General features: G+C 69.0%; 13 protein-coding genes. 4 read left to right on the top strand and 9 right to left on the bottom strand.

The features are described 5' to 3' along the window. Nucleotides 1-203: 203 nt before the first annotated feature. The gene (locus tag FB475_RS18760) at nt 204-1,031 is read left to right on the top strand and encodes a LuxR C-terminal-related transcriptional regulator (RefSeq protein WP_141857517.1); all 828 of its coding nucleotides are present in this window, start codon (nt 204-206) and stop codon (nt 1,029-1,031) included. Between the two features lie 39 nt (nt 1,032-1,070). Beyond that, the gene (locus FB475_RS18765) at nt 1,071-1,421 is read left to right on the top strand and encodes a metallopeptidase family protein (RefSeq protein WP_185759302.1); all 351 of its coding nucleotides are present in this window, start codon (nt 1,071-1,073) and stop codon (nt 1,419-1,421) included. Here the strand turns inward: FB475_RS18765 and FB475_RS18770 are convergent. Beyond that, nucleotides 1,418-2,143 (bottom strand): polyprenol monophosphomannose synthase, encoded by a 726-nt coding sequence (locus FB475_RS18770; protein WP_141857518.1) that lies wholly within the window; start codon nt 2,141-2,143, stop codon nt 1,418-1,420. The two genes, FB475_RS18765 and FB475_RS18770, sit on opposite strands and share 4 nt — an antisense overlap. A gap of 58 nt (nt 2,144-2,201) precedes the next feature. On the opposite strand from FB475_RS18770, the gene FB475_RS18775 reads away from it, so the two are divergent. Together FB475_RS18775 and FB475_RS18780 are read left to right on the top strand one after the other, a co-directional pair. Continuing rightward, entirely contained in the window at nt 2,202-3,533 is a 1,332-nt protein-coding gene (locus tag FB475_RS18775; protein WP_185759303.1) for an FGGY-family carbohydrate kinase, read from the top strand. Further along, on the top strand, nt 3,530-4,375 hold the full coding sequence (locus tag FB475_RS18780; protein ID WP_141857520.1) for a hypothetical protein: 846 nt from the start codon (nt 3,530-3,532) through the stop codon (nt 4,373-4,375). Before FB475_RS18775 ends, FB475_RS18780 begins: the two co-directional genes overlap by 4 nt. Before the next feature lie 201 nt (nt 4,376-4,576). Here the strand turns inward: FB475_RS18780 and FB475_RS18785 are convergent, their stop codons facing one another. The 8 genes from FB475_RS18785 to FB475_RS18820 form a co-directional block, all read right to left on the bottom strand. Continuing rightward, entirely contained in the window at nt 4,577-6,997 is a 2,421-nt protein-coding gene (locus FB475_RS18785) for a glycoside hydrolase family 2 protein (protein WP_141857521.1), read from the bottom strand. 1 nt (nt 6,998) lies between these two features. Beyond that, on the bottom strand, nt 6,999-9,464 hold the full coding sequence (locus FB475_RS18790) for an alpha-mannosidase (RefSeq protein WP_141857522.1): 2,466 nt from the start codon (nt 9,462-9,464) through the stop codon (nt 6,999-7,001). Then, on the bottom strand, nt 9,461-10,060 hold the full coding sequence (locus tag FB475_RS18795) for a D-sedoheptulose-7-phosphate isomerase (protein WP_141857523.1): 600 nt from the start codon (nt 10,058-10,060) through the stop codon (nt 9,461-9,463). The genes FB475_RS18790 and FB475_RS18795 overlap by 4 nt, the downstream gene beginning before the upstream one ends. Next, entirely contained in the window at nt 10,057-11,064 is a 1,008-nt protein-coding gene (locus FB475_RS18800) for an ROK family protein (RefSeq protein ID WP_141857524.1), read from the bottom strand. Before FB475_RS18800 ends, FB475_RS18795 begins: the two co-directional genes overlap by 4 nt. Nucleotides 11,065-11,066: 2 nt before the next feature. Beyond that, a complete protein-coding gene (locus FB475_RS18805; protein WP_141857525.1) occupies nt 11,067-11,897 on the bottom strand; it encodes a carbohydrate ABC transporter permease in 831 nt (276 codons plus the stop codon). Beyond that, nucleotides 11,897-12,865 carry a carbohydrate ABC transporter permease gene (locus FB475_RS18810; protein ID WP_141857526.1) on the bottom strand — a complete coding sequence of 323 codons (969 nt, stop codon included), beginning with the start codon at nt 12,863-12,865 and terminating at the stop codon, nt 11,897-11,899. Before FB475_RS18810 ends, FB475_RS18805 begins: the two co-directional genes overlap by 1 nt. A 1-nt stretch (nt 12,866) precedes the next feature. Continuing rightward, nucleotides 12,867-14,237: an ABC transporter substrate-binding protein gene (locus tag FB475_RS18815; RefSeq protein ID WP_141857527.1), complete on the bottom strand. Its 1,371-nt coding sequence runs from the start codon at nt 14,235-14,237 to the stop codon at nt 12,867-12,869. 132 nt (nt 14,238-14,369) lie between these two features. After that, nucleotides 14,370-15,428, bottom strand: coding sequence for a LacI family DNA-binding transcriptional regulator (locus FB475_RS18820; protein ID WP_141857528.1), 1,059 nt, complete (start codon nt 15,426-15,428; stop codon nt 14,370-14,372). Nucleotides 15,429-15,436: the final 8 nt, after the last annotated feature.

The following is a 15,436-nucleotide window of genomic DNA, read 5'->3' on the forward strand; positions in this document are numbered from 1 at the left end:
GGGGGAGAGCGGCATCAGTATCGGCAGCCAGGAGCGGCAACTACGAGGCCCGGCGTTGTCAGAATCCGGCATGGCGGGAATCTGTCGCTCGGTGGTACACAGGGGCATGGAACCGCTGCAGGCGCTGGGTCTTTCGCCCGAAGCGGAAGCCCCTCTACCTCGACCTGCTGCACAACCGCGACGGTGATCACAGCCGTCCCGGTGTGCAGGAGCTGCTCGAGCTGGGACTGGTCGAGCAGGACGGCGACAACGTCGTACTCCGCCCGCCCCGGCTGGCGATGGGTGCGCTGGCGGAGCGGTACAGCCAGCAGGCCGAGGTCGCCCGTGAGAGCGCCGACGCGTACTCCGAGCTCTGGAAGGCGGCCGCCGGCCGGCAGGACTACGTCGAGGTGCTGCCGACGTACGCCGCCTCCCAAGCGGTCCTCAACTCCGTGCAGAAGGACGCCCGGGAGCAGGTCCGGGCGATGACGGTGGGCAATCTCGCGGCCCGCGAGCTGCGGATCGTCGACGGCATGTTCGAGGCGCTCGGCCGTGGCGTCCGGTACGACGTGATCTACGGCGCGCACGTACTCCAGGACGCCAACGCGCTGCACATGGTGCAGTCGTGCATCGAGGCCGGTGAGCAGGCCCGGGTGTTCCCGCACGTACCGCTGAACATCACGATCGTCGACGACCGGTGGGCCCTGGTCGGGGCGCGGGCCGAGGTACGCCGGGGGCCCGAGTTCGTCGCGCTGGTGGTGCACGACTCGCCGCTGCTCGGCGGCCTGGAACGTATCTTCGAGGCGCTCTGGCGGATCGCCGTACCGATCACGGGCGGGACCGAGCTGAACGACGTCACGGCCGGGCCCAGCCTGGAGGCGAAGCGGCTGCTGACGTACCTGAGCGCCGGGCTCACGGACGAGTCGATCGCCCGCGAGTTCGGGGTCAGTGAGCGGACGGTCGCGCGCCGGATCGGCCGGTTGCAGGAGGCGCTCGGCGCGCAGACGCGGTTCCAGCTCGGCGTACAGGCATCCCGCCAGGGCTGGTTGTAGCTCACGACGCGGTCACCAGGCGGTTACTAGGCTGGCACCGTGATCGAGATGAGCCGGGCCGACTTCGAGGTGCTGGTGTCCCAGGCGCTGGACGAGGTACCCGAGGAGCTGGCCGCGCTGCTCGACAACGTGGCGATCTTCGTCGAGGACGAGCCGCCGGCCGGTGAGCCGGAGTTGCTCGGGATCTACGAGGGCATCCCGCTGACCGAACGCGGGCACTACTACGGCGGCGTACTCCCGGACCGGATCACGATCTACCGCAATCCGACGCTGCGGATCTGCGACAGCCTCGACGACGTGGTGGACGAGGTGAACATCACCGTCGTGCACGAGATCGCCCACCACTTCGGCATCGACGACGCCCGGCTGCACGAACTCGGCTACGGCTAACGGCCGAAGAGGAGCTTCCAGGGCATCAGGGCCGACTCGAGCTGGACCTTGAGCGACATCTTGGAGACGCCCTCGGTGCGTTCTTCGAAGCGGATCGGGGTTTCGGCGATCTTCAGGCCGCGCTTGACCGTGCGGTAGTTCATCTCGACCTGGAACGAGTAGCCGTTGCTGGCGATCGAAGCGACGTCGATCCAGCGCAGTGTGTCGGCCTTCCAGGCCTTGAACCCGGCCGTGGCGTCCTTCACGTGCAGGCGCAGGATCGCGTTCACGTAGAAGTTCGCCCACGCGGACAGCGCTCGCCGGTGCCAGCCCCACTCCGCGGCGGCCGAGCCGCCCGGGACGTACCGTGAGCCGATCACGACGCCGGCGTCGGTGGTGCGCAGGATGTCGATCATGGTCGGGATGACCGAGGCGGGGTGCGACAGGTCGGCGTCCATCTGGATGACGATGTCGGCACCCTCGTCGAGCGCGCGGGTGATCCCGGCCACGTACGCACGGCCGAGGCCGTCCTTCACGGTCCGGTGCAGTACGCCGACCTTCTCCGGCGAGGCCTTCGCCAGCTCGTCGGCGACGTCGCCCGTGCCGTCGGGGGAGTTGTCGTCGACGACGAGAAGCTCCAGGCCGGGCAGGTTCAGGTCGGACAGCAGCCCGGCCAGCACGGGCAGGTTCTCCCGCTCGTTGTAGGTCGGTACGACGACCACGATCTTGGCTAGCTCACCCATGACTTTCCTTCGTCGGAGACACCGGACGCTATCGCATCGCCGGTTTAGGGTCGTGCAGGTGACAGCTCTCGGTGTCGATGTCGGTACGACGAACCTGAAGGTGTGCCGAGTTCCCGACGGCTCGGTGCGTTCGGTGCGTACGCCGGACGACGCCGAAGCCCTGCAGCACGCCGTACGGCGATTGGTCGCGGAGCTGTCGGTGGGACAGCAGGTCGATGCTATCGGGATCACCGCGATGGCCGAGACCGGCGTACCGCTGGACCGTGACTTCCGCCCGCTCACCAAGCTGATCACCTGGCGTGACCAGCCCGGTGTCGAGCAGGCCAGGGAGCTCGATCCGGTCGAGCTGTACGCCCGTACCGGCCTGCGGCTCAGCCCGAAGCTCCCCGTGGTGACGTGGCGCTGGCTGCGGGACACGCGGCCCGAGCTGCTCGCGCGGACCCGGCTCTGGACCGGTGCGCCCGACCTGGTCCTGGCCGCGCTGACGGGCGTACACGCGATGCACCTCACGCATGCGCAACGCCTCGGGGCGCTCGATCTCCGGAGCCGGCAGTGGAACGAGGAGCTGCTCCGGTACGGCGGTCTGGACCGCTTGCCGGACGTAGTCGAGCCGATGACGGTCGCCGCGACCACTCCGAACGGTGTGCCTGTGGTGCTCTGCGGGCACGACCATCTGGTCGGCGCCTGGTCCGCCGGAGTGCGGCATCCAGGACAGGTCGCGGACTCGCTCGGTACGGCGGAGGCGATCATCACACCGAGCCAGGGCCTCGTACTGGACGACGTACTCCGGCAGCAGGGCATCAGCACCGGCTGGTACGTCGACGGGGTACGCGGGTGCGCGGTGTCCGGCAACGGGGCAGCGGGCGGCCTGGTCGAGCAACGGCTCGCCTCGCTGAACCGCGAGTACGACTGGCTGAACGACGTACTCGAGCCCGTTGGTGCGCCCAGCGAGCTGAGCATCGCCCCTTACCCACAGGGCCGCCAGGCGCCGTCGCCGGATCCCACTCCGACGTACGACGCGACGCGGCCGGTGGACGATCCGGCCGAGGAGATGCGGGCGCTGGTGGACGCGCTGAGTTTCCACGCGCGCTGGATGGCCGAGGAGCAGACGCGGTTGCTCGGGATCGATTGGCAGAGCACGGTCGCATTCGGTGGTCCGGTACGGCTGCGTGGCTGGATGCTGCGCAAGGCCGCCGCGTCCGGTGGGCGCGCCTTCGCCGTCCTCGACAGTCCTGCGACCGCCGCGGAAGGAGCGGCGCTGATGGCGGCGGAGGTGGTCACGGGGCAACCGGCGGAGCCGTTGCAGGCAAGGACTTTCGAGGTTTGTCCACAGCTGACCGAGCAGTGGGATGGCGCATTCTGGCATCGATTCCATAAGGTGGTGCCATGAGCCTGGATGCACTCGCGTACCCCGACGGCACCTTCGCGATGGTGGCGATGGACCAGCGTGAAAGCCTGCGCACGATGCTGGCCGGGCACGGCCGGCCGGACGACGCCGAGGCGATCCGTTCGTTCAAGGCGGCCGTCGCCGAGCACCTCGCGCCGCTGGCGTCCGGCTTCCTGATCGACCAGGGGTACGACGCACCGCCGCGACCGGGCTGGATCCTGGCGGCCGACGCACTCACACAGGACCGTGGCGGTCCGGTGACGGACACCCACCTGGACGAATCGATCGATCCGGCTGCGGCCCGGGAAGCCGGTGCGGTCGCGCTGAAACTCCTCGTGATCTGGAAACGGGACGACCAGCAGACCCGGCGCCTCGAGATGGCCGCGGAGTTCGTCCGCCGTTGCACCGACGCAGGCCTGCTCTCCGTTCTCGAGCCGGTCGCACAACCGGCTGCCGATGAGCACGACTTCGACCTGGACACGGCGATCCTGGAGGCCGCCGAGGCGCTCGCGCCGGTTCGCCCTGATCTCTACAAGGCCCAGGTGCCTAGTCGCGGCCTGGGGGACGAGGCTGCCATCGTCGACACCTGCCGGCAGCTCACCGAAACCGTGCAGGGCCCGTGGGTCGTCCTGTCGAACGGTGTTGCGCGCGACGACTTCCCGCGAGCGGTGGAGCTCGCCTGCCGCGGCGGCGCCTCCGGCACCTTGGCCGGACGGGCGCTGTGGACACCTGCCCTCGAGACCGCCGACCCGTCCGCGGTCCTGGCGACGACCTGCCGCGACCGCCTCGCCCTGATCGCGGACATCGTCCACCGGCACGCGAGGCCCTGGCAGAAGGCGGTGTGACCCGAGGCGTAGTACCTTTCAGCCAGTGCGGGGAACCGTCCGGCGCCGGCACCTCGAAGCGGAGGCGCGCATCGATCGGCTCGGGCCCGTGGTAGCGCACTCTCAGCCGGATGACCTGTTCGTCAGGGTCCCCCGGCCGGACGTGCAATTCCGTGGTCCAGTCGTCCTCGCTCAGCGGCGATCCGTCACCAGCTTCCAGAGTCAGTCGCATCGAACCAATCTTTCGTCGAGACCCAGGCCGTCAACTGCGATCAGCCGGTGACCACCTGCCGCCTCCCACCGCACGTCGAGCACCCGCTCCTCGCCAGGAAGCAGGACGAACCCGCTGTCCGAGACGCGCAACCATCCGGCGGAGTCGTCGGACAGCGGCCGTCCGTCGCGCACCCGGACGAAGGGCGCGACCGGCCCGGCGACATGCCGGACCACCAGGCGATCGTCCACCAGATCGACCTCGATCTCGGGGTGCCAGTCGAGCAGCTCCGCGAAGTCGTCGGAGCCGGTCAGCACATACCGCCTCGACGTCCGTACCTCACCCGCCGTCAGCATCACCTCGACCACGAACGGCCCCGGCGGCGTCGGGGCGATCAGCTCGCCGACGTCCGGTGAATCGACGTCCTTGTAGCTGACCTCGGCAAGCACCGAGCCGTCCGGAGCGATGAGGCGGGCGGTAACTGTGGCCGGCTCGATCGGCTGATCGGCGTGGAACCACAGTGGCAAACGGAGCTCGCCGGACCAGGATTGCCGCGCGCAGGTCGCGCCGACGAGGACAGAACGGTAGGCCGCGGCCACCGCGAAGTACGCGGGCTTGGGTTCCCCGGCGTGAGTGACCGCGGCCGTGCACCAGGCGTTCGGATAGGGCTCGTTGAACTGCCACGGGAGCGTCCCGACGCAGCGCGGCCAGCGGCGGCGATGTGCCTCGACGGCGTACCCGAGACCGTCACGCTGCAGGAACTGACTGGCCAGGCCGAGGGTGTCGACGTCCTGGATGCGGTGGCCGAATGAGGCCTGGACCAAGGATTCGTTGTTCCACCAGCGTCCGAGGTGATCCCACACCGGGCGGCCCCGGGTCGGCAGCCGGCGGTCGGCCTCGGGAATCACCCGGGCGAGCGTGCGCGGCATCGTCATCCCCTCGACGCCGAACTCGCTGAGCAGCTGTGCCGTACCGGCGTCGTACAAGGTGTAGTGGTCCCGCAGACCCTGGTGTTCCCACGGTCCGTGCACGTCGTGCTGGTCGTCCGGTGCGTCGCGGATCAGGTCGAGCCGGTTGAGGAACGCCGGCCCGCTCGGCGAGGTCGGCAGCCACAGCCGCTCGGGATCGAGCCGACGTACGACGTCGCCGAGCGCCGTCAGTACCGGGGCGTCCGCGAGCGGTTCGCCCTCGCCGGCCTGGAGTTCGTTGCCGGCGCCCCAGATCACCAGCGACGGATGATGTTTGCGGGACGGCACGAGCTGCTCCGCCTGTGCCCGCATCAACGCGACGAACTCCAGATCGTCGGACGGTGTCGACGAGATCCCCGAACTGGACTGCGAGAACTCCTGCCACACCATCAGACCGCGCCGATCGCAGGCGGCGTAGAAGTCGGACGTCTCGATCAAACCGCCGCCCCAAACGCGCAACAGGTTCACGCCGGCGTCGACGGCGAGATCGAGAAGATGCGCGAGCCGTTCCGGTCGCGGTACGCCGTAGCTGAGGTCGAGCGGCACCCGGTTCCAGCCCTTGGCGAAGACCTGCGTGCCGTTGATCTCCATCCCGTACGGCGCGGCGTCTCCGGACGCGCCCGCGGCCCGGAAGAACCGCACCGTCCGGAACCCGATGTCGAACTCGCGCCGATCGCTGACGAGTCCGCCCGAGTACGCCGTAGCGGTCAGGTGGTACAGGTACGGCGTACCACTGCCGTTGGGCCACCACAGCTGGGGATGCTCCACCCGCAGCACACGATCGCCGGTCGCAACCACCGCACCGGCGGCGTCGGTCAGCACCAGCTCGACGGTTTCGTTGCCGGAAGCATCGACCGTGACGTGGTCCGGGCCGATGTCGACGCCGGTGATCCGGGCCGGTCCGGTCAGCTCGACGTACACGGACTGCCAGATGCCCTGGTGGACGAGGCGCGGGCAGAAATCCCAGCCGTACGTCATCCGGGACTTGTGCACGCGGACGCTCGACGTGTGCCCGACCTGCGGCTCGCTCACCGGCGCCGGCTCCACGACGATCACCAGCACGTGATCGGACGCGTCCCGGAGCAGCTCCGTGACGTCGAACCGGGTGGCGACGAACATGCCGTCGACCCGTCCGAGCTCCTGACCGTCGAGGTAGACGACCGCGCTGTGGTCAACGCCGTCCAGGCACAGGTGCGCCTGCCGATCGCCCGGTGGATCCAGGTGGAACTCGTGCCGGTACGCCCAGTGCCGATCGGAGACCCACTCGATCGCGCGGGTGTTCAGGCCCGCATACGGATCCGGTACGACGTTCGCGCGCCACAGGTCGTCGACGACGCTGCCCGGGACCCGCGCGGGCAGCCACGCGTCCCGGTCTCGCAGCGGCCCCCAGACGCGATGGTGTTGCCACTCGTCGCCGAGGAACCCCCGGACCCGCCAGGGCGCCCGGTCGAGAGGTATCCGCATCTCATGCGCTCGGGATCGGCGGCGGGCGGCTCGGGTCCCACTCGATCAGGTCGACCTCGGTCGCGACGGCACCGGCGTCCGCGGGAAGTCGTAACGTCTTCACCTCGTGCGGCCCGAACCTGGTCTCGATCGATCGGCCCAGGAACGGTACGTCGATGGTGACCTCGGCCGCCGTCCCCGCCGTCTCGTACGCGCGCAGGATCGTGGCGCCATCGTTGTCCTCGGCACGCTTGAGGACCGCGACGACGATCTGATCGCTGCCGTTGACGCTCAGGTAGGACTCGGACGACGGCAGCGGTCCGTCGTGGAAGCACTCGATCAACGGGGTCGCCGGCTGATTCAGCTCGGCGGCGTGGCGGACCACAGCGGCCGCGCGCCAGTCTCCGGCGTGGGGGAGCAGTCGGTACGTGAAGCGCTGGATTCCCTGGTCGAGGTACTCGTACACGCCGTCGTCGTCCAGCCGTCGCGGATCGTGCCAGGCGTACACCGGCGACCGGACCGCGGTCATCGCCAGCACCGACCGCCCGTCGACCGTCCCGTCGACGGCGAACGAGTACTTGCCGTCGTTCAGCACGGCGACGCCGCCGTCGTTGCCGGAGACATCGACCCACGCGTGCGACGGGACCTCCTCGCGGTTCTGCTCGCGCACGAGCGACCCGTACGGAATCTCGTGCGTCGCGACCGCGTCGGTGACTGCGAACGGAAAGCACAGCTTGAGCGCCTTCAGTCGCTCACGCCAGTCCACTGTCACCCGGACCTCGACCGCGGCCGACTCGGCGTCGAGCACGAATTCCTCGACCAGGCGGGATTCGCCGTACGCCGACTCGACCCGGATCAGCTGCCGCACCGGGCCGTCCGCGAGCCGCCGGACCCGCTGGACCTTGAAGGCACCCTCCGTCTTCCACAGCGACCGCACCCCGTGGCTCCAGGTGTCGGTGTCGTCGTCGATCACCTGCGCGTGCGGAACCCCGGAGGCCAGCAGATTCGGACCGTCACCCGCGGCGAGCTTCTTCAGCCACCCGGTCCGCCGGTCGATCTCCGCGCGCACGATGCCGTTGTCCAGGGTCAGCCGGTCGTCGGCAGCGGCGCCGAGGTGGTACGACGCGTCACCGGGCCGCATCGTGAACAGCTGGTACCCCAGTGGCGGAACGCTGGCCCGGAAGGCGATCCGGCGCCGCCCGTTCGCCGTCGCCGCGGACCGGACCTCCTGTACGTCGAGCTGCCGACCGTCGAGGCCTTCGCGCAGCTCGATCGCGCCTCGCAGCGGGGCCGGGTACCCGAGCTCGAGCTCCACGGTCGTGGACACCGGCCACGCGTGCGGGTTGAACACCGCGACCGGCACCATCGCGGACTCGGCCGGGATGTCGATCTGCCGTGCGATCGACTGGATCGAACGATTCGCCAGCCGGCCTGCGATCGACTTCGCCTCGCCCAGCTGGTCGCGGGCGTCGTCGTACGCCGGCTCGATCGCGGTACCCGCGGCGATGTCGTGGAACTGGTTGAACAGCACCTGCTTCCACGCGTGCCCGAGCTCGCCGGTCGCGTCCGGCATGCCGCTCACCGTCGACGCGATCGTGGACCACTTCTCGGCCGCGAGCAGCGCCTGCTCCGCCAGCCGGTTCTGTCGCTTCACGCCGGAGTGCGCCGCGTAGCAGCCGATCGCGTGTGGTTGCAGCTCGGTCGGGTGCACCGGCAGACCGTCGAAGGTGCGTGCCTCGTCGAAGAACCGGCGCATGGTCGACGGGAACATCTCCGGGTACAGGTCGCGCTGGGCGAGCTGGTTGATCGACTCGATGTTCTCGATCGTCGGGCCGCCGCCGTGGTTGCCGACGCCGTAGAAGACCATCAGTGGTTCGGTGGTCACCGGCAACTGCTGGAGCGCCTTGGTGACGTGACCGGAGATCTCGCCGCCGGGTGAGCAGTACTCGTGCGGGATCCGGTAGGCGAGCACCTGCGAGCCGTCGGCCGACTCCCACCAGAACTTCTGGCCCGGCAGCTCCCGCTCGTGCGCCTGCGGTCGGAGAAACGCATACGAGTCCAGACGCGCCTTGCTGAGCAGTTGGGGGAGGTTGGCGTTGTGGCCGAACGGGTCGACGTTGCACCCGACGGTCGCGATCACGCCGAGGTGCTCGGCCAGCCAGCGCTGCGAGTACAGCGCGTGCCGGGCGAACGCCTCACCGCCCGGGATGTTGCAGTCCGGCTCGACCCACCAGCCGCCGACGATCTCGAACCGGCCCTCGGCCACCCGCTTGCGGATCCGGTCGAACAGCCCCGGATCGTGTTCGGCGATCCAGCTGAAGTACGCGACCGAGTCGGCGGTGAAGACGTAGTCCGGATACTCGTCCATCCGGTCGAGCGCGGACCGGAACGTCGCGCGCACTTCCTGATAGCCCTCCTGCCACTGCCAGAGCCACACTGCGTCGATATGGGCGTTGCCGATCATGTGGAGCGGTCCACGGGGGGTCATGCAGGCTCCTGGGGGTCGGAGTCGGAGGCCCAGCGGTCGACGAGTTCGCTGACCAGGTGGAGGGCGAGAACGTGCATTTCCTGGATCCGGGCCGTCTCGTCGGCCGGTACGACGACCGCCAGGTCGGCGTCCGCCGCGAGGTCCTTGCCGCGCTGCGAGGTGAACGCGACGGTGCAGGCCCCGTTGGCCCGGGCCGCCGCGAGGCCTTTGACCACCGTAGGCGAGGTCCCGGACGTACTGAAACCGACGACCATGTCCTGCGGGCGCACCAGCGCGGTCACCTGCCGGGCGAACACGTCGTCGTAGGCGTAGTCGTTGGCGATGCAGCTGACCACGGCGGCGTCGCCGATCAGCGCGACCGCGGGCAGTGGGCGGCGTTCGCGCAGGTAGCGGCCGATCAGCTCGCCGGCCAGATGCTGCGCGTCCGCTGCGGATCCGCCGTTGCCGAACGTGTAGAGCACGCCGCCGGCGTCCAGGCGCCGGATGAGCTCGTCGGCCACCGCCTGGACCTCGGGCAGTTGGGCCCGCATCGCCGCGGCTACCTCCGAGTGCCGGTCGAGCTGACCGTCGAGGAGTCCCTGCAGGCGGGTGGTCATGATTCTCCCAGTCGTTCGTAGGCGATTGCGGCCGCGCCGAGCACGCCGACCGCCTCGCCGTGCCTGCTCAGGACGACGTCACAGGCCGCCGCGGCCGGCGGCATCGCTTGCCGCAGCGCCGCCTCGCGGACGGGGTCGAGCAGTTGCGCCCCGGCCCGGGTGACGCCACCGCCGAGGACGACGAGCTCGGGTTCGCAGACGTTGATGATCACCGCGACCATTCGCCCGAGCATCGCGGTCGTCTCGTCCCAGACCGCCCGTGCGATCGGGTCGCCGGCGCGCGCGTGGTCCGCGACGTCCTTGGCGGTGATCGCCAGTCCGGCCAGGGTCGAGTCGGAACCTGCCACGGCCTCGGCGGCGCGGCGCGCGATCGACGTACCGGAGACGTAGGCCTCGGCGCAGCCGCGGGCGCCGCAGCCGCATTGCCGGCCTTGCCAGTCGACCACCACGTGGCCCAGCTCGCCGCCCTGCCGGGCGGCGCCCTGGAACAACTTGCCGGAGGCAACGATGCCGCCACCGAAGCCGGTGGACACGGTCAGGTAGACGAGGTTCTCGACACCCCAGCCGCTCCACCGGTACTCGCCGAGCGCGGCCGCGGTCGCGTCGTTCTCCACGTACGTCGGCAGGCCGAACCGCTCCGCGACGAGCGCACCGAGCGGCACCGCGTCCCAGCCGGGCAGGCCGGGCGGTCCGAGGATCACCCCGGTCGCCGGATCAAGCGGCCCGCCACAACCAACCCCAACCGCCGCCAACGGCACCTCGGCAGCTCCCCGGCTGGACCCGCCGGCCTCCACCGCGCCGGCGGACCCCCGGCCCGACCATCCGGCTTCGATGGCTGCCTGTTCGCCGAGGTCGAGCAGACGTTTGACGACCGCGGTCGGGCCTTCGCCGACCGCGGTCTCGATCTGGCAGTAGGACTGGATGGTGCCGTCACGGGCGACGACGCCGGCGGCGAGCTTGGTGCCGCCGACGTCGAGAGCGAGGACGGGCTGTTGCTGGGTCACACTCAACCTTTCTGCGCGGTCGTGGCCACGCCGTCCAGGATGTATCGCTGGCCGAAGGCGAACAGGACGATCATCGGCGCCACGGCGAGAACGCTGGCCGCGATGGCGATCTCCCACTCGTAGTGCCCCGACAGGGCGAAGGAGTCGATGATCTGCTTCAGGCCCCGCGGCATCGTGAAGTAGTCCGGGGTCTGCAGGTAGATCAGCGGTTTCAGCAGGTCCGACCAGCTCGCCTTGAACTCGAAGACGAACACGATCACCAGGGCGGGCTTGCACAGCGGGAACGCGATCCGCCGGAACAGGCTGAAGTACCCGCAGCCGTCGACCCGGGCGGCCTCGAACAGCTCACGCGGGATGCCCAGGAAGAACTGCCGGAGCAGGAACACGTAGAACGCGGAACCGAACAGGTTCTGCGCCCACAGCGGGATCTGGGTGTCGATCATGCCGAGCTTGTTCCAGATCAGGTAGACCGGGATCATCGTCACCGCGCCGGGCAGCATCATCGTCGACAGCAGGATGCCGAACGCGATGTTCCGGCCGCGGAAGCGGAAGTACGCGAAGCCGAACGCGACCAGCGCACTCGACAGCGTCACGGTCGCGGCGGCCATGAAGCCGACGGTCAGCGAGTTCAGCAGCCAGCGCAGCACCGGCGCGGCGTCCCAGACCTTGACGTAGTTCGACGGCTGGAAGATCTCGGGGATCAGCCGGTTGTCGAAGACCTGTGACCGCGGCTTCAGTGACGCGGACACGAGCCACACGAGCGGATACACGAAGGCGAGGGTCGCCAGCGCCAGCAAGACGAAGAACGGTAGACGTCTCCACGGAACGGTCATCAGCGGTCCCCGTGGTAGTACACGTAACGGTTGCCGATCCGGACCTGGATGAACGTGATCAGCATGATGATCACGAACAGCAGCCAGGCCATCGCCGACGCGAAGCCCATCTTGAAGAACTGGAAGGCGTTCTGGAACAGGTAGACCATGTAGACCAGCGACTCGTCCGAGGCGGTCGCCTTCTGCTGCGGGCCGTAGAACATCGTGTAGGCCTGGTCGAACATCTGCATGGCGGCGATCGTGTGCGTGATCACCGTGAAGAACAGCGCCCCGGAGATCATCGGCACGGTGATCCGGAAGAACCGGGTCACCGGACCGGCACCGTCCAGCTCGGCGGCCTCGTAGAGCTGCTTGGGTACGCCGTTGAGCGCGGCCAGGTAGATGATCACGGTGCCGCCGACGGTCCACAGGCTGACGATCGCGAGCGACGGTTTCAGCCAGTTCGGATCGGCGGTCCAGTTCGGTCCGTTGATGCCGAACCAGCCGAGCACCTTGTTGATCAGGCCCTGCTGGCCGTTGAGCAACAGCAGGAACATCGCGCCCGCGGCGACCGCGGGTGTCATCTCCGGCAGGTAGAAGGCGGTCCGGAAGAAGCCGCCGGCCTTGCCGACCCGCTGCAGCATCATTGCCAGCGCCAGCGCGAAGATCGTGCCGAGCGGGACGAACATCGCGGCGTACACGAAGGTGTTGCTGAGCGACTTGAGCACCCGCGGGTCGTCGAACAGCTGGCGGTAGTTGTCCAGCCCGACCGCGTGCGGTGCCTGGATCATCTGGTAGTCGGTGAACGACAGCACCAGGCTGGCGATCATCGGTCCCGCGGTGAAGACCACGAACCCGATCACCCACGGCGAGATGAACAGCCAACCGGCCCGGTCCTCCCGCTTCGCGAGCGGGCTGCGCTTCGGTCGCCGGCGGGGCGCGGGCTGGGTCTGCCCGCTCCCCGCCGAACGCTCGACGGTTGTCGTCATGTCAGCCCTGGCTGACCTTGTCGTAGGCGGCCTTGGCGTCCGCCTGCGCCTGGTCGAGCGCGGCCTGCGGGGTGGCGGAGCCGGCCAGGGCCTTGGCGACCGCGCTCTGCCAGGCCGCGTCGATCTCCGCGCCGGCCGGTGACGGGTTCAGCGGCTTCGCGGTCTCCAGCACGTCGTAGCAGTTCTTGATCGCCGCGTCGAAACCGGCATCGCCGGTGGGCTTCAGGTACTGCGCCTTGATCTCGTCGTCGGCCACCTTGTTGCCGGTGAACAGGCCGGTGAAGAAGGTCTTGTCCTTCGCGACGGTCTGCATCCGCGCCTCGGCCGCCTTGTGCCAGGTCGCGATCGAGGTCATCGTCTTGGCCCACTGGCAGGCGGCGTTCGGGTTCTTCGCGCCCTTCGGCACGACCCAGGCGGAGCCGCCGAGCATGCTGATCGGCTTGCCCTGCCGATCCGTGAACGGCGTCGACTGCAGCTGCAACCCGTTCGGCCGGGAGTCCAGGAGAACGTTCAGGTACCAGTTCTCGATCGGGAAGGCGGCCAGCTGGTCCTTGGTGAACTGGTTCTTGGCGCCGAACAGGTCGAAGGTGTCGCGGAAGGTCTTGAAGTTCGCCCAACCACCCTGGTCGTTGATCAGCTTGATCGTGTATTGCAGGGCCTCGACGGCCTTCGGGTCGTTCAGGTTCGGCGCGCCGCCAGGCTTGACCAGCTCGGCGCCGTTGGCCATCGCCCAGAGCGGGAAGAACTCGGGCATCTTCGGGTCGAAGCCGATCCGCGCGGGCCGGCCGTTCTTCGCCTTGTAGAGCTTCTTCACGGTCTGCTCGAGCTTGTCCCAGTCGGCGGTCTGGATGTCGCTGACCGCGACGCCCGCGGACTTCAGTGCCGGGACGCTGATCAGGTTGGTCGAGACGCCGTAGAACTCCGGGATGCCGTAGGTCTTGTCCTTCAGCTTGACCTCGTTCATCGCCGCTTCGCGATATTGTGTGGTATCGATTCCATTGTTCTTGATGCAGTCGTCCAGCGGCTGGATCGCGCCCTTGGCCGCATACGTGCCGACCAGCTTGCGGTCCATGTACACCACGTCCGGTGGGTTGCCGCTGGACACCGCGGTGAGGAACTGCTGGGCGTCGAAGTCGCCCTTGTTGTTCTGCACGGTGACACCGGGGAAGGCGGTCTTGAACGCGGTGACGCGCGACTGGGCGACCTCGTCGTCACCGCCGAAACCCATCACCTTCAGGGTTCCGGTCGGGGTCGAGCCGGCCGAGCTCTGGTCGCTGCTTCCGCCGCCGGCGTCCTTCTTCCCGACCCCCGCGCAGGCGGTCAGGGCCAGCGCACCGGCCGCGAGCACCACGGGAAGGCGAAGGTGCTTCATTGATTCTCCTCACGTCGACAGGGGGACGAGCGGCGGAAAATGTGGCATCGATGCCACATTTCCGGATTGCACGAACCGTAAGTGCGCGGAGCACACCCCGTCAAGGCGTCGATGAACAGCCTGTGGACAACGTCAGCGAGGAGCCGGACCGGTCGACCCGCGGACGACGAGCCGCGCCGGCACCTTCACGATCCGGCGGCGCGGCGGGAGTTCGCCGCGGATCCGGGCGAGCAGCAGCCGGGCGCAACTGCGGCCCATCTCGACGGTGCTCTGGTCGACCGTGGTCAGGGCCGGCTGGACCAGCGACATCCACGGCACGTCGTCGTACGCGGCCAGGCTGAGCTGGCGCGGGATCTTGATCCTGCGGTCCTTCAGCTCGGCCAGGGCACCCTGCGCGAGCACGTTGTTCGCCGAGATGATCGCGGTGACGTGGTGGTCGTTCAGCAGCTTCCGGGTCGTCCGCCGGGCCGCGTCCGCGTCGAAGCTGGTGTAGGCGATCAGGTCCTCGTCCACCTCGAGGTCGTGCGCGGCGTGCGCAGCCCGGAAGCCGGCCAGCCGCCCGGCGCCCGTGGACCACTTGGTCTCGTCGATGAGCATCCCGATCCGGGTGTGGCCGAGCCCGATCAGATGCTCGGTCAGCTCCTCCGAACCGGTCTTGTTGTCGCTCAGCACGACATCGCTGTTCGACCGTCCCAGCTCCCGGTCCGCGCAGACCACGTGCACGCCGTTGTCCTGCAGCACCTGCGGGCACTTCGCGGTCACCGGTGTCACGATCACGCCGGGCACCCGCATCGCCAGCAACGTCTCGGCGGCCTGCAGCTCCTCGGCGGGGTCACCGTTGTCGTTGACGAGCACCATCTGGTACTCCGCCGCGCGCAGCTCCTCCTCGATGCCGGCCGCGAGGTCGGCGTAGAACGGGTTCCGCAGGTCCGAGATCAGCACGCCGATCGAGGTCGACGTCCGGCTGCGGAGGTTGCGCGCGTTGTGGTCGGTGACGTACCCGATCCGCTCCGCGGCCGCCCGGACCCGCGCCCGTACGGCAGGAGACGCGTACCCCCGGGTGTGCAGGGCCCGGGACACCGTCGACGGTGACACCCCGGCCTCCCGGGCGACGTCCTGCACCGTGGGACGCCGTACCGGTTGCTGTGCCGGCTGTGACACTGCACGCGCGGCCTGCCCCCGGGGACTCATGGTCCGAA

This window comes from Kribbella jejuensis (genome assembly GCF_006715085.1).
Taxonomy (GTDB): domain Bacteria; phylum Actinomycetota; class Actinomycetes; order Propionibacteriales; family Kribbellaceae; genus Kribbella; species Kribbella jejuensis.